The 23,209-nt window shown below is 66.8% G+C and carries 21 protein-coding genes and 1 pseudogene; 10 read left to right on the forward strand and 12 right to left on the reverse strand.

What is annotated here, in order from left to right:
- Positions 1 to 17 precede the first annotated feature (17 nt).
- The 11 genes from HDC96_RS02230 to asnS form a co-directional block, all read right to left on the reverse strand.
- Positions 18 to 599 (reverse strand): DUF2939 domain-containing protein, encoded by a 582-nt coding sequence (locus HDC96_RS02230; protein WP_179458562.1) that lies wholly within the window; start codon positions 597 to 599, stop codon positions 18 to 20.
- 61 nt (positions 600 to 660) lie between these two features.
- Complete coding sequence (locus HDC96_RS02235) at positions 661 to 1,347, reverse strand: DUF2461 domain-containing protein (RefSeq protein WP_019184359.1); 687 nt, start codon at positions 1,345 to 1,347, stop codon at positions 661 to 663.
- Positions 1,344 to 2,783, reverse strand: coding sequence for an exodeoxyribonuclease I (sbcB, locus tag HDC96_RS02240; RefSeq protein ID WP_179458563.1), 1,440 nt, complete (start codon positions 2,781 to 2,783; stop codon positions 1,344 to 1,346). Before sbcB ends, HDC96_RS02235 begins: the two co-directional genes overlap by 4 nt.
- Positions 2,783 to 4,150, reverse strand: a complete 1,368-nt coding sequence (locus tag HDC96_RS02245) for an NAD(P)/FAD-dependent oxidoreductase (RefSeq protein WP_179458564.1) — start codon at positions 4,148 to 4,150, stop codon at positions 2,783 to 2,785. Before HDC96_RS02245 ends, sbcB begins: the two co-directional genes overlap by 1 nt.
- A gap of 33 nt (positions 4,151 to 4,183) precedes the next feature.
- Positions 4,184 to 5,461 (reverse strand): kynureninase, encoded by a 1,278-nt coding sequence (gene kynU, locus HDC96_RS02250; RefSeq protein ID WP_179458565.1) that lies wholly within the window; start codon positions 5,459 to 5,461, stop codon positions 4,184 to 4,186.
- A gap of 913 nt (positions 5,462 to 6,374) precedes the next feature.
- Entirely contained in the window at positions 6,375 to 6,902 is a 528-nt protein-coding gene (locus HDC96_RS02255; protein ID WP_179458566.1) for a 3-hydroxyanthranilate 3,4-dioxygenase, read from the reverse strand.
- Between the two features lie 25 nt (positions 6,903 to 6,927).
- Positions 6,928 to 7,590: a carbonate dehydratase gene (gene can, locus HDC96_RS02260; RefSeq protein WP_179458567.1), complete on the reverse strand. Its 663-nt coding sequence runs from the start codon at positions 7,588 to 7,590 to the stop codon at positions 6,928 to 6,930.
- A gap of 74 nt (positions 7,591 to 7,664) precedes the next feature.
- The gene (locus HDC96_RS02265) at positions 7,665 to 8,303 is read right to left on the reverse strand and encodes an FMN-binding negative transcriptional regulator (RefSeq protein WP_179458568.1); all 639 of its coding nucleotides are present in this window, start codon (positions 8,301 to 8,303) and stop codon (positions 7,665 to 7,667) included.
- Positions 8,304 to 8,309: 6 nt separating this feature from the next.
- Positions 8,310 to 8,624 (reverse strand): hypothetical protein, encoded by a 315-nt coding sequence (locus tag HDC96_RS02270; RefSeq protein WP_121037851.1) that lies wholly within the window; start codon positions 8,622 to 8,624, stop codon positions 8,310 to 8,312.
- Positions 8,621 to 8,926: a hypothetical protein gene (locus HDC96_RS02275; RefSeq protein WP_176990894.1), complete on the reverse strand. Its 306-nt coding sequence runs from the start codon at positions 8,924 to 8,926 to the stop codon at positions 8,621 to 8,623. The genes HDC96_RS02270 and HDC96_RS02275 overlap by 4 nt, the downstream gene beginning before the upstream one ends.
- A gap of 25 nt (positions 8,927 to 8,951) precedes the next feature.
- Positions 8,952 to 10,346, reverse strand: a complete 1,395-nt coding sequence (gene asnS, locus HDC96_RS02280; protein ID WP_179458569.1) for an asparagine--tRNA ligase — start codon at positions 10,344 to 10,346, stop codon at positions 8,952 to 8,954.
- 184 nt (positions 10,347 to 10,530) lie between these two features.
- On the opposite strand from asnS, the gene HDC96_RS02285 reads away from it, so the two are divergent.
- The 6 genes from HDC96_RS02285 to zipA all read left to right on the forward strand — a co-directional run bounded on the left by HDC96_RS02285 (position 10,531) and on the right by zipA (position 17,541).
- Complete coding sequence (locus tag HDC96_RS02285) at positions 10,531 to 10,869, forward strand: iron-sulfur cluster assembly accessory protein (protein WP_179458570.1); 339 nt, start codon at positions 10,531 to 10,533, stop codon at positions 10,867 to 10,869.
- A 167-nt stretch (positions 10,870 to 11,036) separates the two neighbouring features.
- Positions 11,037 to 11,477 (forward strand): 30S ribosomal protein S6, encoded by a 441-nt coding sequence (rpsF, locus tag HDC96_RS02290; RefSeq protein ID WP_019184348.1) that lies wholly within the window; start codon positions 11,037 to 11,039, stop codon positions 11,475 to 11,477.
- A gap of 11 nt (positions 11,478 to 11,488) precedes the next feature.
- Positions 11,489 to 11,719, forward strand: coding sequence for a 30S ribosomal protein S18 (rpsR, locus tag HDC96_RS02295; RefSeq protein ID WP_002804494.1), 231 nt, complete (start codon positions 11,489 to 11,491; stop codon positions 11,717 to 11,719).
- 155 nt (positions 11,720 to 11,874) lie between these two features.
- A complete protein-coding gene (rplI, locus tag HDC96_RS02300) occupies positions 11,875 to 12,327 on the forward strand; it encodes a 50S ribosomal protein L9 (protein ID WP_019184347.1) in 453 nt (150 codons plus the stop codon).
- Between the two features lie 925 nt (positions 12,328 to 13,252).
- Positions 13,253 to 16,756: a chromosome segregation protein SMC gene (gene smc / locus HDC96_RS02305; protein ID WP_179458571.1), complete on the forward strand. Its 3,504-nt coding sequence runs from the start codon at positions 13,253 to 13,255 to the stop codon at positions 16,754 to 16,756.
- A gap of 47 nt (positions 16,757 to 16,803) precedes the next feature.
- Entirely contained in the window at positions 16,804 to 17,541 is a 738-nt protein-coding gene (gene zipA / locus HDC96_RS02310; RefSeq protein ID WP_179458572.1) for a cell division protein ZipA, read from the forward strand.
- 91 nt (positions 17,542 to 17,632) lie between these two features.
- On the opposite strand, the pseudogene HDC96_RS02315 reads toward zipA, so the two are convergent.
- Positions 17,633 to 18,489: pseudogene (locus tag HDC96_RS02315) on the reverse strand (aminotransferase class I/II-fold pyridoxal phosphate-dependent enzyme).
- On the opposite strand from HDC96_RS02315, the gene ligA reads away from it, so the two are divergent.
- The 4 genes from ligA to HDC96_RS02335 all read left to right on the forward strand — a co-directional run bounded on the left by ligA (position 18,398) and on the right by HDC96_RS02335 (position 23,195).
- A complete protein-coding gene (gene ligA, locus HDC96_RS02320; protein ID WP_179458573.1) occupies positions 18,398 to 20,884 on the forward strand; it encodes an NAD-dependent DNA ligase LigA in 2,487 nt (828 codons plus the stop codon). The pseudogene HDC96_RS02315 and the gene ligA overlap by 92 nt on opposite strands.
- A 51-nt stretch (positions 20,885 to 20,935) precedes the next feature.
- Positions 20,936 to 21,421, forward strand: coding sequence for a GNAT family N-acetyltransferase (locus HDC96_RS02325; RefSeq protein WP_179458574.1), 486 nt, complete (start codon positions 20,936 to 20,938; stop codon positions 21,419 to 21,421).
- Positions 21,418 to 22,362, forward strand: coding sequence for an EF-P lysine aminoacylase EpmA (gene epmA / locus HDC96_RS02330; protein WP_179458575.1), 945 nt, complete (start codon positions 21,418 to 21,420; stop codon positions 22,360 to 22,362). The genes HDC96_RS02325 and epmA overlap by 4 nt, the downstream gene beginning before the upstream one ends.
- Before the next feature lie 110 nt (positions 22,363 to 22,472).
- On the forward strand, positions 22,473 to 23,195 hold the full coding sequence (locus tag HDC96_RS02335) for a DUF3011 domain-containing protein (protein WP_179458576.1): 723 nt from the start codon (positions 22,473 to 22,475) through the stop codon (positions 23,193 to 23,195).
- Positions 23,196 to 23,209 lie beyond the last annotated feature (14 nt).

Below are 23,209 nucleotides of genomic sequence, written 5' to 3' on the forward strand. Positions count from 1 at the left end.
CCACCAACGGTGGGTACCTACCGGATCGGCAGGGCCGACGGGGCGGTGGTCTCGGGATTCAATGGCAGCCGGATGTCGACCAGGCGCCAGCGCAGGCCCGAGCGCTGCAGGACGAACACCACCGGCGCGCCCTGCGGGTTATGGGTGGTGGCGGTAAAGCGCGACAGCGACTCGAAGTGATGGGTGGCACCGTTCAGCGGCCGCGCCGGTCGTGGCGCCGCGTAGGCATCGTTGCTGGGGCTGTCCAGGTCATTGCTGGCGCGCTTCCACAGGGTGTGGCCCTCGAGCAGGGCGCCGATGCCGGTCGGGGTCACCAGCGCATCCACTGCGGTCGCACTGAGGCGGTCACCGGCCGAGAGCAGCAGCGCACCGAACAGGCTGGACTGCAGGTCCGGCCCGGCGCGGCGCACCACGTAGTCGCTCAGCTGCGCGCGCAGGTTGGCGCGCAGCATCGGGAAGTCCACGTAGCGCTCGAGCTTGGCGGTGTCGCGCTGTTCGATCGCGCGGCTGAGGCCATGCACGGTCACATAGGGGCCGCTGAACACGATGCCCGCCAGCACCAGCAGCAGGACGACCGTCAGCCAGAGCAGTTTTTTCATCGGATCTGCCTTGTCGTGTTGGCGGACAGCTTGCCGCAGCCGGCGTCAACGCACGTGAAGCTCAGAATTCCAGGTCCAGCGCCGCGCACAGGTAATCCACGAACGGGGCCAGCGTGACCAGATCGGCTGCGATGGTCTGGCGCAGGCGCGGCCCGGTCATCGTGGCGTCGTCCAGCGAGCGCCAGAACACCCAGTTGCGGTGCTTGAGATCGTCGATGAACTCGAAATCCGGTTCGAACCCGCGCGGGGCGCGCACCAGTTTTTCGCTTTCCTCGAAATCGAACTTCTTCCGCAGCACCGGCGAATGCGCGGCGGCCTTCCAACTGCCCGGGTTGTCGACGATGAAATGCCGCACCTTGCGCTGCGTGGCCGGCTCGGGATGCCACAGCCCCGCGCCGACGAAGCTCTCGCCCGGCTGCAGGTGGATGTAGAACGACGGCGCCGGCACCTGCTTGCGCCGCTCATGGAACAGGCGTGCGCCCTGCCAGCTCTTGTAGGGCGACTTGTCGTTGGAGAAGCGCGCATCGCGGTAGATGCGGAACAGCGAGCCGCCCACGGTGCGCGGATCGGCACGGAAGTGCTCGCTGACCGCGGCCAGGTCCGGCTGCAGATCGGTGATCAGGCGCAGGAACGGCTGGCGGACGTGCTCTTCGTACTTCGGCTTGTGCTCGTTGAACCAGGTCTTGTCGTTGTTGCGGGCCAGGCCACGCAGGAAGGTGAAGGTGGCCGGGCTGAAATACGTGCTCATAGGCTGCTCTGCAGGTGGGTGCCCCAGTCACGCAGTTGCTGGAGCAGGGCGAGCTTGCCGGCATCGTCGGCGTGCTCCGCGGCCAGTGCATCCAGCTGCGCGGTGAACTGCGGCAGGGTCTGTTCGCCCAGCGATGCATCGCCGAGCAGGCGCTGGCGACGATAGTCGTTCCAGCGTGAGCGCTCGGTGGTGTCCAGGGTGTCGAGGTGGTTGCGGGCGCGGTAGCGGAACAGCAGCTCGGGCATGCGCGGGTCGCGCAGGCGCTCGGCGAAGCTGGCCAGTTCCGCAGGCGGGCTGGTGCGGATGCGCGACATCAGGGATTTGTCGCCGTCGGCGAGGAAGCCGTCGTACAGCGAGGCGTCCACATCGCTCGGGGCCAGCGTGCGCTCGCCCGAGTACACCTGGCGGACCTTCTCGGCCAGCGCGGGGCCGATCTGGCGCAGACGCTCGGCCTTGGCCTCGATCGCGGCCGGGTCGATGCCCAGGCGGGCATGGTCGGCCGGGCGCAGGTGGTTCCAGGCGACCAGCGCAGGCACCTTGTTGAGGTGCACCTCCTTGAAGGGCACGCGCTGCTCGCCTTCGGCCATGTCGGCGGCACGGGTGTACAGGCGCGCAGCGATGGTTTCCGGGGGCAGCTCGAGCAGCGGCTCGATATCGCCGTCCAGGTCGAGCGCGATGATGCGGTTGTTGATGAAGGGATGGCGCGCCAGTGGCAGCACCGGCGCGGCGCACATGCGCTGGGCCGGGTAGCGCATCGAGATGTGCAGCACCGGCTGCATCGCGTCCACATCCAGCAGGCTGCCGACGAAGCGCTTGTCACGCAGTTTCAGCGCGTAGTCCCACAGGCGTGGCTGGGCCTGCTTGAACAGCTTCGCCAGACCGATGGTCGCGTACACGTCGGACAACGCTTCATGTGCGTCGCCCTGGCGGACGTTGTTGGCCGTGGCCAGATGCTCGAGCTTGAACGAGGTCGCGCCGTCCTCACGCTGCGGCCAGACAATGCCGTCCGGACGCAGCGCGTGCAGCAGCCGCATCATGTCCAGCAGGTCCCAGCGCGAGTTGCCGTTGCGCCACTCGCGCTCGTACGGATCGTAGAAGTTGCGGAACAGCCCGTGGCGGACGAACTCATCGTCGAAGCGCAGGGTGTTGTAGCCCAGCGAGCAGGTGCCCGGCCGCGCCATCAGATCGTGGATGCGCGAGAACGCCTCGGCCTCGGTGACGCCGGCGCGGAGTGCGTGTTGCGGGGTGATCCCGGTGATCAGGGTGGCGATCGGCGAGGGCAGCAGGTCGTCGGCCGGCTTGACGTAGAAGCTCACCGGCTCATCGATGATGTTCAGATCGACATCGGTGCGGATGCCGGCGAACTGCGCGATGCGCGTGCGGCGCGGGTCCTGGCCGAAGGTCTCCAGGTCGTAGAACAGGAAGCTGTCGGCCATCAGTGCGCACCCTCCAGGACGGGCAGTTGTTCATGGACCAGGCGCTCCAGTGCGGCCCAGTCGATATGCGCCAGACTGTCGTGCCCGGCGGTGGCCTCTTCGAGCATGCGTCGCTGCAGTTCGGTGCGCGCCAGCGCAACGGCATACGGCGTACGCAGGAAGGTGACCATCGTGTAATGCGGCACGAAGCGGGTCGGCCAGCGCGCCTGCAGCGCCTGTTCCAGTTCGCGCTGCAGCAGGAACTGCGGATCGGCCACGCGGTCGCGCATCTCCAGGTAGTTCTCCAGCGCCATCTGCTGGATCGCTTCGGCATTCGGCTTGCGGTCGGCCTCGAATGCGGCAAACGCCTCGCCCAGCGAGTCCTGCTCCAGCAGGTGCGCGGCCAGGGCGATGCAGTCTTCGAACGCGCAGTTCATGCCTTGGCCGTGGAACGGCACCATCGCGTGCGCGGCGTCGCCGATCAGGACCGCGCGGCCCTTCATGTGCCAATGCTTGAGGTGCAGCGTGCCGAGCAGGCCCGGCGGGTGCTGCTCCCAATCGCGGCGCAGGTTCGGGATCAGCGCCAGCGCATCGGGGAAGTCGCGCGCGAACAGCGCTTCGGCCTCGGCGCCGCTGTTGGTGGTGGCAAAGCTCGGGTCGCCTTCATTGGGCAGGAACAGCGTGACCGTGAACGTGCCTTCGTCGTTCGGCAGCGCGATGCACATGTAGTGCCCGCGCGGCCAGATGTGCAGTGCATTGGCCTCGATCCGGAAACTACCGTCATCGGTCGGCGGGATCTCCAGCTCCTTGTAGGAGTGATCCAGGAAGTCGATGCGCTCATCCAGCGGCTGCTTGCGGTTCATCGCCGCGCGCAGTGCCGAGCCGGCCCCGTCGGCGCCGATCAGGGTATCGAAGCGGATGTCGTGCGGCTGGTCGTCGCGGTCATCGATGAAACGCGCGTAGCCGGCATCGAAATCCACGGTGTGCAGACGGCGGTGGAAATGCACGGTCGCGCCTGCATCCTCGGCCAGCTGCAGCAGAGTGGTGTTGAGGTCCTTGCGGTGGATCGACCAGATCACTTCGCTGTCATCGCGCCCGTAGCGCTGCAACTGCGGTTCGCCCTCGCGCGGGTGGATCATGCGCCCGCGCATCATCACCGCCTTGGCCATGACCGCGTCTTCGACACCGGCCTGGCGCAGCGCATGGCGGCCACGCTCGGCCAGCGCCAGATTGATCGAACGGCCGGACTCGTAATCGCTCACGCGCGGGTCGCCGCGGCGCTCATACAAGGTGATCTGCCAGCCCTGGCGGGACAGCAGGATGGCCAGCAGTGAACCGGCCAGACCTGCGCCGATGATGCTCAGCGAGCGGGAGGGAGTAGCGATCAAGGCGATATCCGTGGGGGCGGGGAGGGCGGTCGGTCAGAGACCGGCCCAGGCTTCCACTTCCTCGACGAAGTGGTGCAGGTCGAGGTAGCGGTTGTACAGCGGTGTCGGCGAGATGCGGATCACGTCGGGCTCGCGCCAGTCACCGAGCACACCCACGGTCTGCAGGTACTCGAACAGACTGCGGCCACGTTCGCGGCCACCGGCCACGCGCAGCGAGAGCTGGCAGCCACGGCGCTCGGGTTCGGACGGGGTCAGCACCTCGAGCACGCCGGACAGGCGGGCACGCACGAGGGCATCGAGCATGCCGGTCAGGCGCAGCGACTTGGTGCGCAGCGCCTCGATGCCGCCGGCTTTGTCGACGACATCCAGCGCGGCGCGAAGCGGTGCCAGCCCCAGCACCGGCGGATTGCTGAGCTGCCAGCCTTCGGCACCGACGGCGGGCACGAACTGCGGCGCCATCTTGAAGCGGGTGGCTTCCTCATGGCCCCACCAGCCGGCGAAACGCGGCAGCGTGGCATCGCGATGATGGCGTTCGTGCACGAAGCAGCCGGCGACGGCGCCCGGGCCGGCGTTGAGGTATTTGTAATGGCACCACACGGCGAAATCCGGCGCGATGTCGTGCAGCGCGAGCGGCACGTTGCCGACGGAGTGCGCAAGATCGAAACCGATCCGTGCACCCTGCAGGCGGGCCATGCGGGTGATGGCCTCCAGATCGAAGACCTGGCCGCTGCGGTACTGCACGCCGGGCCACAGCACCAGCGCCAGGCGCGGGCCGTGTTCGGTGATGGCGCGTTCGATGGCCTGCAGCGAGATGGTGCCGTTGGGCTCATCGGGCTGCACTTCGATCAGGTCGGTCTCCGGATGGAAGCCGTGGAAGCGGATCTGCGATTCCACCGCGTGCCGATCGGTCGGGAAGGCGCCGGCTTCCATGAGGATGGCGGGGCGTTCGGACGTAGGCCGGTAGAAGCTGACCATCATCAGGTGCAGGTTGACGCTGAGGGTGTTCATCGCCACGACTTCGCTGGGCAGGGCACCGACGACGCGGGCGAGCTGTTCGCTGACCAGGCGGTGGTAGTGCAGCCACTGGGTGTCGCCGGTGAAGTGGCCTTCCACGGCCAGCGCGGCCCATTTGTCCATGACTTCCTGGACGGCACCCCGGGCGCCGCGCGGCTGCAGGCCCAGCGAGTTGCCGACGAAGTAGGTCTGGTCGCGGTGGTTGTGCTGCGGGAAGACGAATTCGTTGCGCAGGGCGCGCAGCGGATCGGCGGCGTCCAGGGCAACGGCATGGGTGCGGCTGAGGATCTCGGACATGGTGCAACCGGCGGTGTCAGTGAACCGACAGTTTATCCGGGTGGTGGGGGTGTGGGCTGAATCTGGCTTGCGGTGCTGGTTTGGCCGGGTCTGGAAAGCTGACCATGGCAACGGCAACGGCAACGGCAACGGCAACGGCGTGTTTCTCGCGTCTACGGTGGGCGGGCCGGTGTGGGTGGATCTGCTGGACCCGCCGCAAGTACGTCCATGTAGGCTCGTAGTGCGGCATCCATGCCGCACACGGTCCTGCAGACCCACCCACACCGGCCCGCTGACAGTTGGCTGGGGCGCATGGGAAAGGCGGGACTCTGCGCCTTGGACTGTTCTTTGGTGCAGCTGGAGGGCTGAGGGTAGGCGAGCCAACAGCGGTGGACGATGCATTCACTCGCCGCAGCCTGATATTGCCGGCCGTGATCGAACACAACAGCGTCGCTTGCTCACCCATATGGCCGGTGTTCGCTTCAACTTTCGGAGCGGACCCACACCCCAGACGCAGACGCGATCATGAATGCCTGCGCCGAGGTTGGCGGCGTTGGGGCCAGCGCAGTTTGATTTGCCTCTGTGGTTGCACTGTGACTGGGGCGCAGAAGCAGCAGAAGCAGCAGAAGCAGCAGAAGCAGTAGAAGCACGAGCAGCAGAAGCACGAGCAGCAGAAGCACGAGCAGCAGGAGCCTGTAGTTGACTCTGCTCCTTACGTGCACACCGACGCAGTGTGGATGGGTCGGTGGGGGTGGGTTTCCGGGACCGTGTGCGGCATGGATGCCGCACTACGAGCCTACATGGATGTACTTGCGGCGGGTCCCGGAAACCCACCCCCGCCGGCCCACTTCCAGGCAATTCACCTACTGCTCTGCTTTTAAAGGTCTCAAGCGCTCAAGCCTTCTGGCCTCCATGCTCTCAAGCTGGAGAGCCATCACCCCTCAACAGTCACCTTCGCAGGCAACGGATCCACATGCCCGCAGGCGTTGCACGTGCGCAGCTCCAGCGAGGAGTGATAGCGATCGAACACCTTCGGCAGATCCGTCTCGATGTTCTCCAGCGCGAAAAACTCCTCGTACAACTTGTGATTGCACCGCTCGCAGAACCACATCAACCCATCGCGCTCATGCGCCAGCCGCTTGCGCTCCACCACCAGGCCCACACCGCCCGGCGGACGGCGCGGCGAATGCGGCACGCCACCCGGCAACAGGAAAATCTCGCCCGCGCGGATCGGAATGTCGCGTACCGCGCCATCCTCCTGCACCTTCAGCGTCATCTCCCCTTCCAGCTGATAGAACCACTCCGGGCCCTCGTCGTAATGGAAGTCCGTCCGGCTGTTCGGGCCGCCGACCACCATCACGATGAAATCGCCGTTCTCGATCATCTTGTTGCCCACCGGCGGCTTCAACAGATGCCGGTGTTCCTCGATCCAGCCGAGCAGATTGATGGGGGAGGCAAGCATGGTCGCTGTCCGAAGAAAGGAAGGATCAGTCGCGCCGACCGTGGCGCGGAACGTAGGACAGTGCCTTCTCGTAGGCCGGCTGCAGCTCTTCCGGCGCGCCCACGTCGATGCCCATCTCGCGCACCCGGCCGTCCTTCAGGCTGTAGACCCAGCCGTGCACCATCAGCTTCTGGCCGCGTGCCCATGCGTCCTGCACGATCGTCGAACGGCAGGCGTTGACCACCTGCTCGATGACGTTCAACTCGCACAGGCGGGCATGCTTCAGCTCCGGCTCCTCGATCGCGTCCATGATCGCCGCATGCTTCTGCGCCACATCGCCGACGTGGCGCAGCCAGTTGTCGGCCAGGCCGACGCGCGTGTTGTTCAAGCTGGCGTGCACGCCGCCGCAGCCATAATGGCCCACGATCAGGATGTGCTTCACCTTCAGCTGATCCACGGCGTACTGGATCACGCTCAGGCAGTTCAGGTCGGTGTGCACGACCACGTTGGCCACGTTGCGGTGCACGAACACCTCACCCGGTGCCATGCCGATGATCTGGTTGGCCGGCACGCGCGAATCGGAGCAGCCGATCCACAGGTATTCCGGGTGCTGCTGCTTGGCCAGCTGGTGGAAGAACTCCGGATCTTCTTTCTCGATCCGGTCCGCCCATTCGCGGTTGTTCTGCAGCAGCTTGTGGATGTCTTTCATCGTGCGGGGTCCCTGACGTCGGGTGGGGGCAAGGCGTGGCCATCATGGCCGCGTCGTCGCAGCAGTGGGGAGGGTCAGTCGGCGGACGTGCCGCCCTCGCGGCGCCAGCGCATCCACTGCGCCAGCTCGCGGGATGCCGGGGCCTCCAGTGCCGACAGCGCGTCGATCACGCTGGACTGGTTGGCCTCGGGGTGGTTCTGGCTGAGCTTGAGCTTGATCTGCACCTGCGCCGGGCGGAAACGGAAACCGACGATGCCGCCGAGCATGCGCTGCTGGCGGGGCTCGATCGGCAGCAGGTCCCAATCACCCCCCACCTGTGCTTCGTAGTGCGCGCTCAGGCCGTCGAGCATGGCGATCAGCGTGTCCGGATCGGTGGTCGGTTCCAGCACGCCACGCAGTTCCGCAGCCGCGTAGTTCCAGGTCGGCACGCGCGCCTGCGCGGCTTTATCCGGATACCAGCCTGGCGATATGTACGCGTGCGGGCCATGCACCAGCATTAGCGCCGGGCCGGCGTGTCCCGCCTGCGGGTTGGGCCTGGCCCAGTGGCCTTCGATCAGGATGCCGTCGGCATCACGCTTGTACAGCACCGGCAGGCGGGTGGCCTGCGGCAGACCATCGGGCCCGGTGGTGACCAGGGTGACGAACGCATCACGCGCCAGCAGCCGGTCCAGCCAGATCAGGTCGGTCTCGACGAAGGCGGAGGGGATGAACATCGCCGGTTACGCCCGCGCGCCCAGGCTCTGGACCATGCGGCCGTGCAGCGCGTCGTCGCTGTCGGCCTGCGGCGGCTGCACTTCATGCAGCGAGAAGCCGCGCACCAGGGCGTCTTCTTCGTCCAGGCCGTCGTAGGCGACGAACTCGGCGTCGAACAGCTGCGAGCGCGCGGTGTCTTCGCTGTCGTAGCTCAGCGTGTTGCCGTCGCTGTCCAGCACCTCGGCGGTGCCGGCCGGGCGGACCCGCAGGCGGGCCCAGATCAGCGTATTGCCGAGGCTGGCCAGGAACCACTCGTCGTGGTGGGAAGTGTCGTCGTTCATGTCAGTACCATCGAAAGCAGCCAGAGCAGGGCAGCCATGCCCAGTCCGGCAAGAAGAGTAAGCAGCGAGAGCCAGGCCGGCGTGGCCAGGCCGGTCAGCGAGCGGTCGCTGCTCTGGCGATAGTCGCGGCCGAGCAGCCAGCGCAGCGCGTCCGGGCGCAGGAATGCGCCCGTACCGAAACGATCCGCCAGCGCCGGGTGGCGGTCGCGGATGTGGACCAGGGTCAGCGGCCAGAAGATCACGAAGGCACTGAACCCGGCGATCGCCACGCCGACGAAACACAGCGCGAAGAACAGGGTCATGGGCTCGGTGCCTCCGTGGTCGGGATCAGAATTCGGCGCTGCCCGGTGCGCGCGGGTAGGGGATCGCGTCGCGGATGTTGCTCAGCCCGCAGACATAGACCACCAGGCGCTCGAAGCCCAGGCCGAAACCGGCATGGGGCACCGAACCGTAGCGGCGGAAATCGCGGTACCAGCCGTAATGCTCCGGATCGAGGCCGAACTGCGCCATGCGCGCATCGAGCACGTCCAGGCGCTCTTCGCGCTGGCTGCCGCCAATGATCTCGCCGATGCCCGGGGCCAGCACGTCCATCGCGGCGACGGTCTTGCCGTCGTCGTTCAGGCGCATGTAGAAGGCCTTGATGTGCTCGGGGTAGTTGGTCACCACCACCGGGCGGCCGATGTGTTCTTCGGTCAGCCAGCGCTCGTGCTCGGTCTGCAGGTCCAGGCCCCATTCGACCGGGAAGTCGAACTTCTTGCCCGAGTTCTGCAGCAGCTTCACCGCTTCGGTGTAGTCGATCTGCTCGAACGGGGCATTGATGAAGCCTTCCAGCTTGGTGATCGCGTTCTTGTCCACGCGCTCGGCCAGGAAGGCCAGGTCATCGCCGCGCTCATCGAGCACCGCGCGGAACAGGTACTTCAGGAACTGCTCGGCCAGGCGCGCGTCTTCGGCCAGGTCGGCGAAGGCGATTTCCGGCTCGATCATCCAGAACTCCGCCAGGTGGCGGGTGGTGTTGGAGTTCTCGGCACGGAAGGTCGGGCCGAAGGTGTAGACCTTGCTCAGCGCCAGGCAGTACGCCTCGACGTTCAGCTGGCCGGACACGGTCAGGAAGGTTTCCTTGCCGAAGAAGTCGCGGCTGAAATCCACCTCGCCCTTGTCGTTGCGCGGCAGGTTGGCCATGTCCAGGGTCGAGACCCGGAACATCTGGCCGGCACCTTCGGCGTCGGACGTGGTCACGATCGGGGTGCTGATCCAGTTGAAGCCGTTCTGGTGGAAGAACCGGTGCACGGCCTGTGCCAGGCAGTTGCGGATGCGGGTGACCGCACCGAACAGGTTCGTGCGCGGGCGCAGGTGCGCCACTTCACGCAGGAATTCCGGGCTCATCGGCTTGGGCTGGATCGGGTAGGTCAGCGGATCTTCGACCAGGCCGACGATCTCGATGTCGCTGGCCTGGATCTCGAAGGACTGGCCCTTGCCCTGGGACTTCACCAGGGTGCCGCGGGCGATCACCGAGCAGCCCGGGGTCAGGCTCTTGATGTCGTCGAAATTGGCCAGGGTGTCATTGGCCACCACCTGGATGGGGGCGAAGCAGGAGCCATCGGTGACATTGACGAAGGCAAGCGCCGCAGAGCCGCGCACCGTGCGGACCCATCCGCGTACTGTTGCCTCGCCGCCTTCCGGGATCTTCCCGGCAAGCGCATGTTCAACGCTGACCACCGTCATGACTTGAATCCTCTGTTGATCGACTCGATCTCTGAACAGGGAGTTTAACGGGTGCGGTGTTCGGCTTGCGAGGCATTTCTTGTGGGCTTCGGGGCCGCCGGCCGTGTGAACCGCAGCTGCGGCCGCCGAGGCCGGGCCGCGCCATACCCTCTATAATGATCGCGATCCGCTGGAGTTGCCTGTCATGGCCGTAAGCCTTACCCCTGTTGCCTTTGCCCGTGTGCAGAAGTTCGTCGAGCAGACCCCCGGCGCGCTGGGCCTGCGTTTCGGCGTGACCCGCACCGGCTGTTCCGGCTGGGGCCACATCACCGATCTGGCCCGCGATGAGCGCGAGGGCGACACCGTCTTCGAGCAGGACGGGGTCCGCATCTATGTGGATGCCAGCAGCCTGGACCTGGTCGACGGCACTGAAATCGACTTCGGCAAGCATGGACTGAGCGAGACCTTCACGTTCAGGAACCCGAACGCGACCGCCGAATGCGGCTGCGGCGAGAGCTTCACGACCGAGGCTGACAAGGCCTGATCGCCCGCGCGCCGGGCCTGCTGCGCCCGCCCGGCTTGCCTGTCACCCCTTCTGCTGCCACAATGCGCGGCTTCCTGCCTGATTCCGGGCAGGACCCTTGCCCCACCGCGTTCACCTGCGGGGGGCTGTCCGGCCCTCAAAGGGCCACATCCGAAAGGTAAAAACACATGAGTCGTCATTACGAAGTCGTGTTCCTGGTCCATCCGGACCAGAGCGAACAGGTCCCGGCCATGATCGAGCGCTACAAGGCGCTGGTCGAGAACGGCAACGGCACCATCCACCGTCTGGAAGATTGGGGCCGTCGTCAGCTGGCTTACCCGATCCAGAACCTGGTGAAGGCCCACTACGTCATGCTCAACATCGAGTGCGACCAGGCCGTGCTGAGCGAGCTGGTGGAAAGCTTCCGCTTCAACGACGCCGTGCTGCGCAACCTCGTCATCAAGCGTGACGAAGCTGACACCGAGCAGTCGCTGATCATGAAGAGCAAGGACGAGAAGGGTGACAAGCCCGAGCGTGGCGAGCGTCGTCGTCGTGATGACGAAGAAGGTGAAACCACCCCCGCCGCCGCTGACACCGATGCCGGCGAAGACGCCGCTTCGGCCGCTTAAGGAGCACTGACATGTCCAAGTTCTTCCGTCGTCGCAAGTTCTGCAAGTTCACGGCCGAAGGTGTCAAGGAGATCGATTACAAGGATCTCAACACCCTGCGCCAGTACCTCACCGAGAACGGCAAGATCGTGCCGAGCCGCGTGACCGGTACCAAGTCGAAGTACCAGCGCCAGCTGGCAACGGCCGTCAAGCGCGCCCGTTTCCTGGCCCTGATTCCGTACACCGACAACCACGACGTCTGATGAAGGCAGGCGGCCTTGCGGTCGCCGCTTTCGCGGATCTGGCCGCCCGCGCTGCATGGCGTCGGGCGGTTTCCAGGTCTGCCGTTCGGATATTCGGACAGCCATCCGCTGCGGGGCCTGAGCCTCGCTAACGAATACATATTTGGAGCTACACCATGAAGCTGATTCTTCTTCAGAAGGTCACCAACCTCGGCGGTCTGGGCGATCTGGTCGACGTGAAGCCGGGCTACGGCCGCAACTTCCTCGTCCCGACCGGCAAGGCCGTTCCGGCCACCGCGACCAACGTGGCGGAGTTCGAAGCCAAGCGCGCTGATTACGAAGCCAAGGCGCAGTCGATCCACGCTGACGCCGAAGCCCGCAAGGCGCAGCTGGAAGGCAAGAGCGTCACGATCGCTGCGAACGCTTCGACCGAAGGCAAGCTGTACGGTTCGGTCGGCCCGCGCGATATCGCCGAAGCCTTCACCGCTGCCGGCCTGCCGCTGGAAAAGAGCGAAGTGATCCTGGGCGAAGGCGCGTTCCGCAACGTGGGCGAGTACGAGGTGACTGTTCACCTGCACGCCGACGTCGAAACCACCGTCAAGGTGGTTGTGGAAGCCGAAAAGGCCTGATCCCTGCCGAAAGGCGGGAGTCACTGAAACGGGCGCCCGCGAGGGTGCCCGTTTTTGTTTGGCGCAACGGCAACGGCAACGGCAACGGCAACGGCAACGGCTTGGCGCGTTGGTTGCCGCGGTGGGAGGGTGCCGGGTAGCCCGTCCCGGGACCCGCCGTGAACCCCGCTCCGCGGTCCGGCCCAGCCGCTGGCGGCTGTGCGTTCGAACGCATGCGAGGCAGTGCCTCGCAAGCAATGCGTTCTCACCCATGGGGGCTCGTAATGCGCCATCCATGGCGCCTTACGGTCCCGGGCCGGGCTACCCGGCACCCTCCAGCGCGGTTTCCGGTGCGGCGGTTGGGAGGGCAGGGCAACCTCAGCGTTCCAGGGCACGTGGGGTCTGCGCCATTGGGGTGATAGACGGCCGGCTTGGGTAGATCCACGCCATGCGTGGATGCTCCAGGTTCCAGGTACCGCGCCAGCCACGCATGGCGTGGCTCTACGCCCGTTCCGGCGTGTCGATGGCGGGTCAGCTCGGATCAGCTCGCCCAGCTCGGCCAGCTCGGCCAGCGTGGGTCCGGTCCGGGCTGTTCCGCTTTGGCTGTTCGCCCGCACACCAGCCCTCTGTCTACGGGATGGCGTGGGTGGGGTGGCGGGACCGTAAGGCGCCATGGATGGCGCATTACGAGCCCCCATGGACGGGTTCACGGCGGGTCCCGCGAGCCCACCCACGCCGTCCCGCCTCGCGCCACCCTGAAATGCGGGCTTTGGCTTTGGCTCCACCCCCGCAGCCCGCTGAACACCCGCCCCGTTATACTCAGGCTATCGCGTCGCCCCCGGGGCCATTGAAACCCTGCAACATCAATGGCTTGAAGGGTAAATCCGCTCCGTAATCCACCATGGTGGGGGTCGCTTCAGGCCTTCGCCCGGAAAACCATCACGCCATGCGTCTGTCCACGATCAAGCTGTCCGGATTCAAATCCTTCGTCGATCCGACCACGCTGCACCTGCCGACCAACATGACCGGCGTGGTGGGCCCCAATGGCTGTGGCAAATCGAACATCATCGACGCCGTGCGCTGGGTCATGGGCGAAAGCTCCGCCAGCCGCCTGCGCGGCGACTCGCTCACCGACGTCATCTTCTCCGGCTCCTCCGCCCGCAAGCCCGTCTCGCAGGCCGTCGTCGAACTGATCTTCGACAACACCGACCACACGATCACCGGCGAATACGCCTCGTTCAACGAGATCTCGGTCAAGCGCACCGTCAGCCGCGACGGCAGCAGCAACTACTACCTCAACGGCACCAAGTGCCGCCGGCGCGACATCACCGATCTGTTCCTGGGTACCGGCCTGGGGCCGCGCAGCTACTCGATCATCGAACAGGGCATGATCAGCAAGATCATCGAGGCCCGCCCCGAAGACCTGCGCGTGTACCTCGAAGAAGCCGCCGGCATCTCCAAGTACAAAGAACGCCGCAAGGAAACCGAAACCCGCATCCGCCACACGCGCGAGAACCTGGATCGTCTCGGCGACCTGCGCGAGGAAATCGGCAAGCAGCTCGAGCACCTCAAGCGCCAGGCCCGCCAGGCCGAGCAGTACCAGGCGCTGCAGGAAGAGCGCAAGGTCAAGGATGCCGAGTGGAAGGCGCTGGAATACCGCGGTCTGGACGGCCGCCTGGGCGGACTGCGCGAAGCGCTGTCGCGCGAAGAAACCCGCCTGCAGCAGCTGATCGCCGAGCAGCGCGATGCCGAGGCCCGGATCGAAACCAGCCGGCTGCGCCGCGAAGAAGCCTCCGATGCGCTCAACACCGCGCAGGCCGAGGTCTACCAGGTCGGCAGCACGCTGGCGCGCCTGGAGCAGCAGATCCAGCACCAGCGCGAAATGTCGCAGCGACTCAACAAGGCGCGCGATGAAGCACAGCAGGCGCTGGCCGATCTGGGCCAGCACATCAGCGGCGATGAGGCCAAGCTGATGGTGCTGCGTGAGGCGGTGGACGATGCCGAGCCGCGCCTGGAGCAGCTGCAGGAAGAAAACGAAATCAAGCAGGAAGCCCTGCGCGATGCCGAGGCCCGTCTGACCGACTGGCAGCAGCGGTGGGAAAGCCATACCCGCAGCACCTCCGAGGCCTCGCGTGCCGGCGAAGTCGAACGCACCCGCGTGGACTATCTGGACCGCCAGGTGCTCGAAGCGGACCGTCGCCGCGAATCGCTGCAGGCCGAACGCGCCGGGCTGGACCTGGACGCGCTCGCCGAGGTGTTCGAGGAGCTGCACATCCAGCACGAGACCCAGAAAGCCTCGCTGGATGTGCTCAACGAGCAGGTCGAAGAACGCAAGATCGCCGTGGCCGGGCTGCAGGATCGCCAGCGCACCGGGCAGACCGAGCTGGCCGAGATCCGCAAGCAGGCCCAGGCCGCCCGCGGCCGGCTGTCGTCGCTGGAAACCCTGCAGCAGGCCGCACTGGGCCAGGAGCAGGGCGCTGCCGTGGCGTGGCTGAAGGCACGTGGGCTGGATTCGGGCGCACGCGTCGGTGAGCGCCTGACCGTGGAAAGTGGCTGGGAAAACGCCGTGGAAAGCGCGCTCGGTCAGCTGATCGAAGGCGTGCTGGTCGATGCTCCGGAATCGCTGGTGGACGCGTTGGGCGAACTCGGCGAAGGCCGTATCGCGTTGGTCTCGGCCGAGCAGGACGCGCTGACCGTCGCGCCGACTTCGCTGGCCGCGAAAGTGCAGGGCCCGACCGCGATCCGTCGCCTGCTCGCGCGCCTGCATGCCGCCGAGGATCTCGAGGCGGCGCGTGCGCTGCAGGCAACGCTCGGCGAGGGCGATTCGGTCATCACCCGTGGCGGTGAGCGCCTGGGCGAGGGCTGGGTGCGGGTGTCGCGCTCCGGCGCGGCCAAGCAGGGCGCGCTGCTGCGTGAGCGCGAGATCGTCACCCTGCGCGAGCAGATTGAAAACCTGCAGGACCGAGAAGTCGCGCTCGAGCAGCAGTTGGCCGGCTTCCGCGACCAGTTGCTGGCCGGCGAGCAGCAGCGCGAAGACGCGCAGCGCCAGTTGTATCTGGCCCACCGCAGCGTCTCAGAACTGGGTGGGCAGCTGCAGAGCCAGCAGGGCAAGGTGGAAGCCGCGCGCACCCGCATCGATCGCATCGAAGGCGAACTGGTGCAACTGCTGGAAACGCTGGATGCCGGTCGTGAGCAGGTGCGCGAAGCACGCTCGCGCCTGGACGACGCGGTCACCAGTATGGGCGATCTGGAATCGGTCCGGGCCGCGCTGGAAGGCGAGCGACGCCAGCTCACCGATGCCCGCGACCAGGCCCGCGACCAGGCGCGCAACGTGCGCGAAGCGGCGCATTCGCTGGCCTTGACCCTGGAATCGCAACGCGCGCAGATGGCCTCGCTCGGCCAGGCGCTGGAGCGCATGAGCACGCAGCGCGGGCAGCTGGATACCCGCCTGGGCGAACTGCATTCGCAGCTCGATGAAGGCGATTCCCCGGTCAAGACGCTGGAAGCCGAACACCAGAACGCACTGGGCGAGCGCGTGCGCGCCGATCGCGTGCTGGGTGAGGCCCGCACCCTGCTGGACGGCATCGATGCCGAACTGCGTACGTTCGAACAGACCCGCCACCAGCGCGATGAACAGGCGCTGGCGCAGCGCGAGCGGATTTCCCAGCGCAAGCTCGACCAGCAGGCGCTCGTGCTCAGTGCCGACCAGCTGTCGGCGTCGGTGGAGAAAGCCGGCTTCGTGCTGCAGGACGTGATCAACGGGCTACCCGAAGATGCGCGCGTCACTGACTGGGAGCAGGCCGTGCACCAGATCGATGGCCGCATGCGCCGCCTGGAGCCGGTCAACCTGGCCGCCATCCAGGAATACGGCGAGGCCTCGCAGCGTTCGGAGTATCTGGACGCGCAGAACACCGACCTCACCACCGCGCTGGAAACGCTGGAAGACGCGATCCGCAAGATCGACCGCGAGACCCGCGGCCGCTTCAAGGACACCTTCGATCGCGTCAACGCCGGCGTGCAGCAGCTGTATCCGCGCCTGTTCGGTGGTGGCCACGCGTACCTGGAACTGACAGGTGAAGACCTGCTCGACACCGGTGTTGCGATCATGGCGCGGCCGCCGGGCAAGCGGGTTTCGAGCATCTCGCTGCTGTCCGGTGGCGAGAAGGCGATGACCGCGGTGGCGCTGGTGTTTGCGATCTTCCAGCTCAACCCGGCCCCGTTCTGCCTGCTGGACGAGGTGGACGCGCCGTTGGACGAAGCCAACGTCGGTCGCCTGGCCAACATGGTCAAGGAAATGAGCGAGAAGGTTCAGTTCCTGTTTGTGAGCCACAACAAGGCCACGATGGAAGCAGCACACCAGCTGTCCGGCGTGACCATGCGCGAACCGGGCGTCAGCCGACTGGTCAGTGTCGACCTGGAGGAAGCCGCACGATTGGCGGGCGCGGCGTGACGTGCCATCCTTAAGTACCTGAATGATTTAGCCGGAGAACCTCCCGAATGTCCGACATGGCACTGCTCCGCATCGGCATCCTGGCCGCCGGCCTGCTGTTGATCGCTGCGATCTTCCTGTTTGGCCGTCCGAAAAAGAAAGTGCAGGGCCGCCGCGTCGAGGGCGCCGAAGGCGCCAACGGCCAGCGCCGCGAGCCCGTGCTGGGCGACGGCGAGAGCCCGGCCGACGGCGCTGCGCCCGTGGTGGGCGAAGACGGCGTGACCCAGCCCGAACTCGGCCTGCCCGAGGTGGACGCGGGTCCGGCCAGCGACCTGGGCAAGCGCACCACCCAGGATTTCGACAAGATCGTCTCGCTGTTCGTTGCCGCCCGCGCGGGCGAGCAGCTGCGGGGCGAAGACATCGTGGTCGCGGCCGAAAAGACCGGCCTGGTGTTCGGCCATATGAATGTCTTCCACCGCCTGGTCGAAGGCCACCCCGAGCGCGGCCCGATCTTCTCGATGGCCAGCATCATGAAGCCGGGCAGTTTCGACATGGCCAACATCCGCGAGATGGAAACGCCGGCGATCGCCTTCTTCCTGACCCTGCCGGCGCCGCTGACCGCGCTGGATGCTTGGGAAAAGATGCTGCCGACCGTGCAGCGCATGGGCGAACTGCTCGATGGCGTGGTGCTCGATGACAGTCGCAACGCCTTGGGCCGCCAGCGCATCGCGCACATCCGCGACGAGCTGCGTGCCTACGACCGCCAGCATCAGGCCCCGCCGCTGACCAAAGCCCCGCGTTGGTGAACCCAGCGCGGTTTGGCGGGGACGTGGACCAGCGCCGGTAGGTATCGACCGTTGGTCGATACGCACACCGGCCGACACGCAACGGGCGGCGCTAGCTGTTCTCGCTGACGACCGCCGCGAACGCCTCACGGAACCGCTCCATCTCGGCCTCGGTCCCCACTGTCACCCGCACCCGCTGCGGCCAGATCGGCCAGCTGCGGCCGATGACCACGCCGCGCGCGGCCATGGCGGCGGAGAACGCGGCGCCGCCGCTCTGCAGGTCGACCACGAAACAGTTCGCCTCCGAAGGCACGCACGCAACGCCGCGCTGGCCCAGCCAGCGGACGGTGTTCTGCCGCACCAGTGCATTGTCCGCCTTGCGCTGCGCGACAAGCCCGGGATCGCGCAGGCTCGCCAGCCCTGCCGCCATCGCGGTCACCGGCAGCGGGTTGTCGCCGAGGCTGGTCAGTTCCTTCAAGCGGTCCGGATGCGCCGCAGCCACGCCCAGGCGCAGGCCGGCCATGCCGTAGAGCTTGGAGAAGGTGTGCAGCACGATCACATCGTCGCGCTCGCACGCACATCGTGTGCAACATCGGCCTGCAACGGGACCTTGGCCACGGTGGCGCCCCGCGCGGCGGCGAGATCGCCCAGTGCCTCGAAGGTGGGATCGGCAACGACCAGCCCCCAGCGGGCGAGGTCCACAGCAGCGCCGCCCGGTTCAGCGGCTCGCTCGAGCCCGGGTACAGCCGCACGTGATCCTTGCCGAAGCCTTCCTGCTGGGCGAACAGCTCGCGCAGTTCACCGGCAAGCGTTCTTCACCGCGCGCAGGCGCGGGGGGAGGGGTAAAATTGAATGCCCCACCAGGATTGCCTTCCGCATGACCCCCAGTCCCGCCGCACGTGCCGACGTCCTGCGCCGCCAGATCGAGGATGCCGGCAAGGCATACCACGAGCGCGACGAGCAGCTGATCCCCGACGTCGAGTACGACCTGCTGGTGCGTGAGCTGGAAGCGATCGAGCAGGCGCACCCGGAACTGGCCCGCGCCGATTCTCCGACCCGGCAGGTCGGTGGCAAGGCCTCCTCGCGCTTCGCCGAGGTCCGCCACGCGGTGCCGATGCTGTCGCTGGGCAATGCTTTCAGCGATGAGGAGGTGCAGGATTTCGTGCGCCGCATCGGCGAGCGCCTGCGCCGCAGCACGCTGTATTTCTCCGCCGAACCCAAGCTTGACGGCCTGGCGATCAGCCTGCGCTACGAGAACGGCCGGTTCGTGCAGGGCGCGACGCGGGGCGATGGCGCCACCGGCGAGGACGTCAGTGCGAACCTGCGCCAGATCGCGGTGATCCCGCAGGCGTTGAAGGGCGCCGGTTGGCCCGACGTGCTGGAAGTGCGTGGCGAGGTCTACATGGCCCGTGCCGATTTCGAGGCCTACAACGCCGATGCACGCCTGCATGACGGCAAGGTGCTGGCCAATCCGCGCAACGCCGCTGCGGGGTCGCTGCGCCAGCTGGATCCGAAGATGAGCGCCAAGCGCAAGCTCAGCTTCTACGCTTATGGCATCGGCCAGGTCGACGGCGGTGAACTGCCGGCCACGCATTCGGCCACGCTGGCCCAGCTGCGCGAGTGGGGCTTCCCGGTCAGCGATCTGTGCCAGGTGGTGGAAGGCGCGGACGGGCTGCTTGCCTATTACCATGACATCGGTGAGCGCCGCGATGGGCTGGCGTTCGATATCGACGGCGTGGTCTACAAGCTCGACGATCGCGCCGGCCAGGAACAGATGGGCTTCGTCGCCCGTGCGCCGCGCTGGGCGATCGCGCACAAGTTCCCGGCGCAGGAACAGACCACCACGGTGGAGGCGATTGAAATCCAGATCGGCCGCACCGGCGCGGCGACGCCGGTCGCGCGCTTGGCGCCGGTCGCGGTGGCGGGCGTGATCGTCTCCAACGCGACGCTGCACAATGCCGACCAGATCGCGCGCCTGGATGTCCGCGTGGGTGACACGGTGATCGTGCGTCGCGCCGGCGATGTGATCCCCGAAGTGGTCAGCGTGATCGCCGACCGCCGCCCTGCCGGGACCCGGCCGTGGCAGATGCCGTCGCAGTGCCCGGTGTGCGGTTCGGAGATCGTCCGCGAAGAGGGCGAGGCGGCCTGGCGCTGCTCGGGTGAGCTGAGCTGCCCGGCGCAGCGCAAGGAAGCCATCGCGCACTTTGCCTCGCGCCGCGCGATGGATATCGATGGCCTGGGGGACCGCTTCATCGATCTACTGGTCGAAACAGAAGTGGTGAGGTCGCCAGCGGACCTGTACACGCTGACCATGGATGATTTTCTGCTGCTGAAGGTGGTGCTGGACAGCGAGCCTGAGGACATCGACAGCAATCTGCGTGCCTTCCTGTCGGCAAGGGCGAATGAGGCTACGCGAAAGCTATTCGAGCCGATATCCGCGTTTGATGCCGTCAACCTCGGGATAGAGGCCTGGCGCGCTCATGTGCTTCTCCTGCTTCGGCAAAGCAAGGCAGAGTTCACGTGGCCCAAGAAGCATGCAACGCGATGGGCCGAGAATCTGGTCGCAGCTATTGAGGCCAGTCGGTCCACAACGCTGGAGCGCCTCATTTTTGCTCTCGGCATCAAGCACGTCGGCGAGAGCACCGCCAAGGCCCTGGCGACCTGGTTCGGTGATCTCGAGCTGATCCGCCATCTGCCGTGGCCGCTGTTCAAGCGCGTGCCGGATATCGGCGGTGAGGTCGCGCGCTCGCTCGGCCACTTCTTCGAGCAGGCCGGCAACCAGGAGGCGATCGATGCGCTGCTGCAGGTCGGCCAAGTGCGCATCAGCGATGTGCATCCGCCGATCGCCAAGCTGCGCGAGGGGCTGGATTTCGCACAGTTGCTGGTCGAAGCGGAGATTCCTGGGATCACCCGTCTGCGCGCCGAGAAGCTGGTCGCCATGCTGCCGGATGCGGCCTCGGTGCTGGATGCCGAGCCGGTGCGTTTCGTGGCGGCCGGGCTGCCCAGCGAGGTGGCGCTCGGCCTGGCCGACTGGCTGGACAGCGACGGCCATGGCCCGATGCTGCTCAAGGCCGAGGACTACCGCCGGAAGCTGCTGGCCCTGGCGCCGGAACAGGCCGAGCAGGCCGCGGGCCCGCTGGAGGGTCAGACCGCCGTGCTGACCGGCACGCTGGCGCAGATGAATCGCGATGAGGCCAAGGCACGGCTGGAAGCGCTGGGCGCCAAGGTGGCCGGCAGTGTGTCGAAGAAGACCTCCTTCGTGGTCGCCGGTGCCGAGGCGGGTTCCAAACTGACCAAGGCGCAGGAACTGGGCGTGCCGGTCTGGGACGAAGACCAGCTGGTGGCCTTCCTCGCGCAGCACTGAATCTGTCGCGGGGCCGCCTGCCCCGCGATCCGTCCTTCAAAGAGAACCCGCATGCATACCGTCCCCCTCGATTTCCGCCTGGCCACCGTAGCCGACACCGAGCTGCTGATCGGGCTGATGCGTGATTTCTACGCCGAAGACAAACTCGATTTCGACGACACCCGCGTGCGCAGGGCCCTGGCGTCGCTGCTGGACGATCCGCGCAACGGCGAAGTGCTGTTGTGGCTGGACGAGGCGGGCAGCGTGGTCGGCTACGGCGCGCTGGCGATGGGCTTCAGCCTGGAGCAGGGCGGTCACTTCGCGCTGCTGGACGAGCTGTACCTGAGCCATGCCGCACGCGGCCGCGGTCGCGGCAAGCAGGCGCTGGCCATCCTGGAGCAGCGTGCCAATGCACGCGGCGTGGAGCGCATGCGGCTGGAAGTGAACCACCACAACGAACTCGCGCGCCGGCTGTACCTGGCGACCGGATATGTCGACGACACCCGCGACCTGTTGACCCTGCCGCTGGCGCAGCGCCTGAAGGACGCGCGCGCATGATCGCAGCGCTGCGCCAGCGTGCCGCGCTCAACGCGCTGATCCGCAGCTTCTTCGCCGCGCGTGACGTACTGGAGGTGGAAACGCCGATCCTGTCCGCCGCTGGCAACACCGAGCCGAACATCGACAGCTTCCATACCCGTTTCAGCGGGCATGTCGATGCAGGCACGCCGCAGCGCTGGCTGCGCACTTCGCCGGAGTTCCCGCTCAAGCGGCTGCTCGCCGCGGGGGTGGGCGACTGCTACGAACTGGGTCGCGTGTTCCGCAACGGCGAGGCCGGTGGTCGCCACAATCCCGAGTTCACCATGCTGGAGTGGTATCGGGTGGGCTGGAACCATCACCGTCTGATCGACGAGACCGCCACCCTGGTACGCGACGCACTGCGGCTGGTCCAGCGCGAGGCCACGCTGCAGGTGATCGATTACCGTGCGCTCTACCAGCAGCATGTCGGGCTGGACCCGTTCGAGGCGACGCTGGAACAGCTGCAGGCGCCCTTGTCCGCCGTGCGCATCGACGCCGAGGGATTGACCCGCGATGACTGGCTCGATCTGCTGATGACTCACTGCATCCAGCCGCACTTCCGTGACGACACGATGACGGTGGTCCATGACTGGCCGGCGACCCAGGCGGCGTTGGCGAGGATCCGCCCGGGCACGCCGCCGCTGGCGGAGCGCTTCGAGCTCTACCTGGGCAGCGTGGAACTGGCCAACGGCTATCACGAGCTGAACGATGCGGCTGAACAGCGTGCGCGCTTTGAACGCGACCATGCGATCCGCACGGCACGTGGCGATGTACTGCCGCCGCTGGATGAACACCTGCTGGCAGCCCTGCCGGCACTGCCCGACTGCGCGGGCGTGGCGGTCGGCGTGGATCGCCTGCTGATGGCGATGAACCGCACCGGCCGGATCGCCGATGTGCTGGCCTTCGATTTCGCCCGGGCCTGAGGTGTATTTGACGCATTCGCGTCTTGCACGGGGTGCATGATGATGCTCTGATCACACGGGATGTCCGAAGGTGGTCATGTGATCGTTCAGGCGTGGCGGGGATCGTGTTGATGAAGCTGTTGGTAGGCGCGGGCATGCCCCTGTGGCCGGTGTTGCTGTGGACTGCGCTGATGCCCGAAACGGCCTTGGCGCAAGCGGGCGGGTATGCCGGCCAGGTCGTGCGTTGCGAATCCCGTGACATGGAGTGGGTGCATTGCGATGTGCCGACCGAAGGCGGCGTGGATCTGATCCGCCAGCTGTCCGACAACAGCTGCGTGCGTGGCTCGGAGTGGGGCACTGATCGCTCCGGCGTGTGGGTCACCCTGGGCTGCCGTGCCGAGTTCCGCGCGCGGAACTCGGCGGCCGCGCCGCGCGCCGATGGCGAACGCCGCACCCGCCGCGTGGTCCGCTGCGAATCCAATGGCCGTCCGCAGAACTGCCCAGTCGTGCTGCAGGGGGCGCCGGTCCGCCTGCTTCGCCAGCTCACCTCGTTGCCCTGCCGCGAAGGCCACAGCTGGGGCTACCGCCGCAACGAGATCTGGGTGACCCGTGGCTGCCAGGGCGAGTTCGAAGTGGGTGCCGCCGATGGCACTGGCTTCCTCAACGTGCCGCGCATCCTCGTCTGTGAATCCAAGTCGCGCCAGCGACGCTTCTGCGGCGCAGGCATCACCCACGGCGTCACCCTCAACAAGCAGCTCTCCGGCACCCCGTGCGAGCAGGGCAGCAGCTGGGGCTGGGACAGCCGAGGCGTGTGGGTGGACAAGGGCTGCCGCGCCGAATTCGCGGTCAACTGAGCGCCCGATTCCGC

Origin of the sequence: Stenotrophomonas sp. JAI102 (assembly GCF_013409105.1) — a bacterium.
Lineage (GTDB): Bacteria > Pseudomonadota > Gammaproteobacteria > Xanthomonadales > Xanthomonadaceae > Stenotrophomonas > Stenotrophomonas maltophilia_AA.

Coding starts and splice junctions, on each gene's coding strand:
- epmA (WP_179458575.1), top strand. CDS start 21,418: ATGATCGCAGCGCTGCGCCAGCGTGCCGCGCTCAACGCGCTGATCCGC.
- smc (WP_179458571.1), top strand. CDS start 13,253: ATGCGTCTGTCCACGATCAAGCTGTCCGGATTCAAATCCTTCGTCGAT.
- rpsR (WP_002804494.1), top strand. CDS start 11,489: ATGTCCAAGTTCTTCCGTCGTCGCAAGTTCTGCAAGTTCACGGCCGAA.
- rplI (WP_019184347.1), top strand. CDS start 11,875: ATGAAGCTGATTCTTCTTCAGAAGGTCACCAACCTCGGCGGTCTGGGC.
- kynU (WP_179458565.1), bottom strand. CDS start 5,461: ATGTCCGAGATCCTCAGCCGCACCCATGCCGTTGCCCTGGACGCCGCC.
- HDC96_RS02275 (WP_176990894.1), bottom strand. CDS start 8,926: ATGACCCTGTTCTTCGCGCTGTGTTTCGTCGGCGTGGCGATCGCCGGG.
- HDC96_RS02285 (WP_179458570.1), top strand. CDS start 10,531: ATGGCCGTAAGCCTTACCCCTGTTGCCTTTGCCCGTGTGCAGAAGTTC.
- HDC96_RS02325 (WP_179458574.1), top strand. CDS start 20,936: ATGCATACCGTCCCCCTCGATTTCCGCCTGGCCACCGTAGCCGACACC.
- asnS (WP_179458569.1), bottom strand. CDS start 10,346: ATGACGGTGGTCAGCGTTGAACATGCGCTTGCCGGGAAGATCCCGGAA.
- zipA (WP_179458572.1), top strand. CDS start 16,804: ATGTCCGACATGGCACTGCTCCGCATCGGCATCCTGGCCGCCGGCCTG.
- HDC96_RS02255 (WP_179458566.1), bottom strand. CDS start 6,902: ATGCTTGCCTCCCCCATCAATCTGCTCGGCTGGATCGAGGAACACCGG.
- rpsF (WP_019184348.1), top strand. CDS start 11,037: ATGAGTCGTCATTACGAAGTCGTGTTCCTGGTCCATCCGGACCAGAGC.
- can (WP_179458567.1), bottom strand. CDS start 7,590: ATGAAAGACATCCACAAGCTGCTGCAGAACAACCGCGAATGGGCGGAC.
- HDC96_RS02265 (WP_179458568.1), bottom strand. CDS start 8,303: ATGTTCATCCCCTCCGCCTTCGTCGAGACCGACCTGATCTGGCTGGAC.
- ligA (WP_179458573.1), top strand. CDS start 18,398: ATGACCCCCAGTCCCGCCGCACGTGCCGACGTCCTGCGCCGCCAGATC.
- HDC96_RS02335 (WP_179458576.1), top strand. CDS start 22,473: ATGAAGCTGTTGGTAGGCGCGGGCATGCCCCTGTGGCCGGTGTTGCTG.
- HDC96_RS02230 (WP_179458562.1), bottom strand. CDS start 599: ATGAAAAAACTGCTCTGGCTGACGGTCGTCCTGCTGCTGGTGCTGGCG.
- HDC96_RS02235 (WP_019184359.1), bottom strand. CDS start 1,347: ATGAGCACGTATTTCAGCCCGGCCACCTTCACCTTCCTGCGTGGCCTG.
- sbcB (WP_179458563.1), bottom strand. CDS start 2,783: ATGGCCGACAGCTTCCTGTTCTACGACCTGGAGACCTTCGGCCAGGAC.
- HDC96_RS02270 (WP_121037851.1), bottom strand. CDS start 8,624: ATGAACGACGACACTTCCCACCACGACGAGTGGTTCCTGGCCAGCCTC.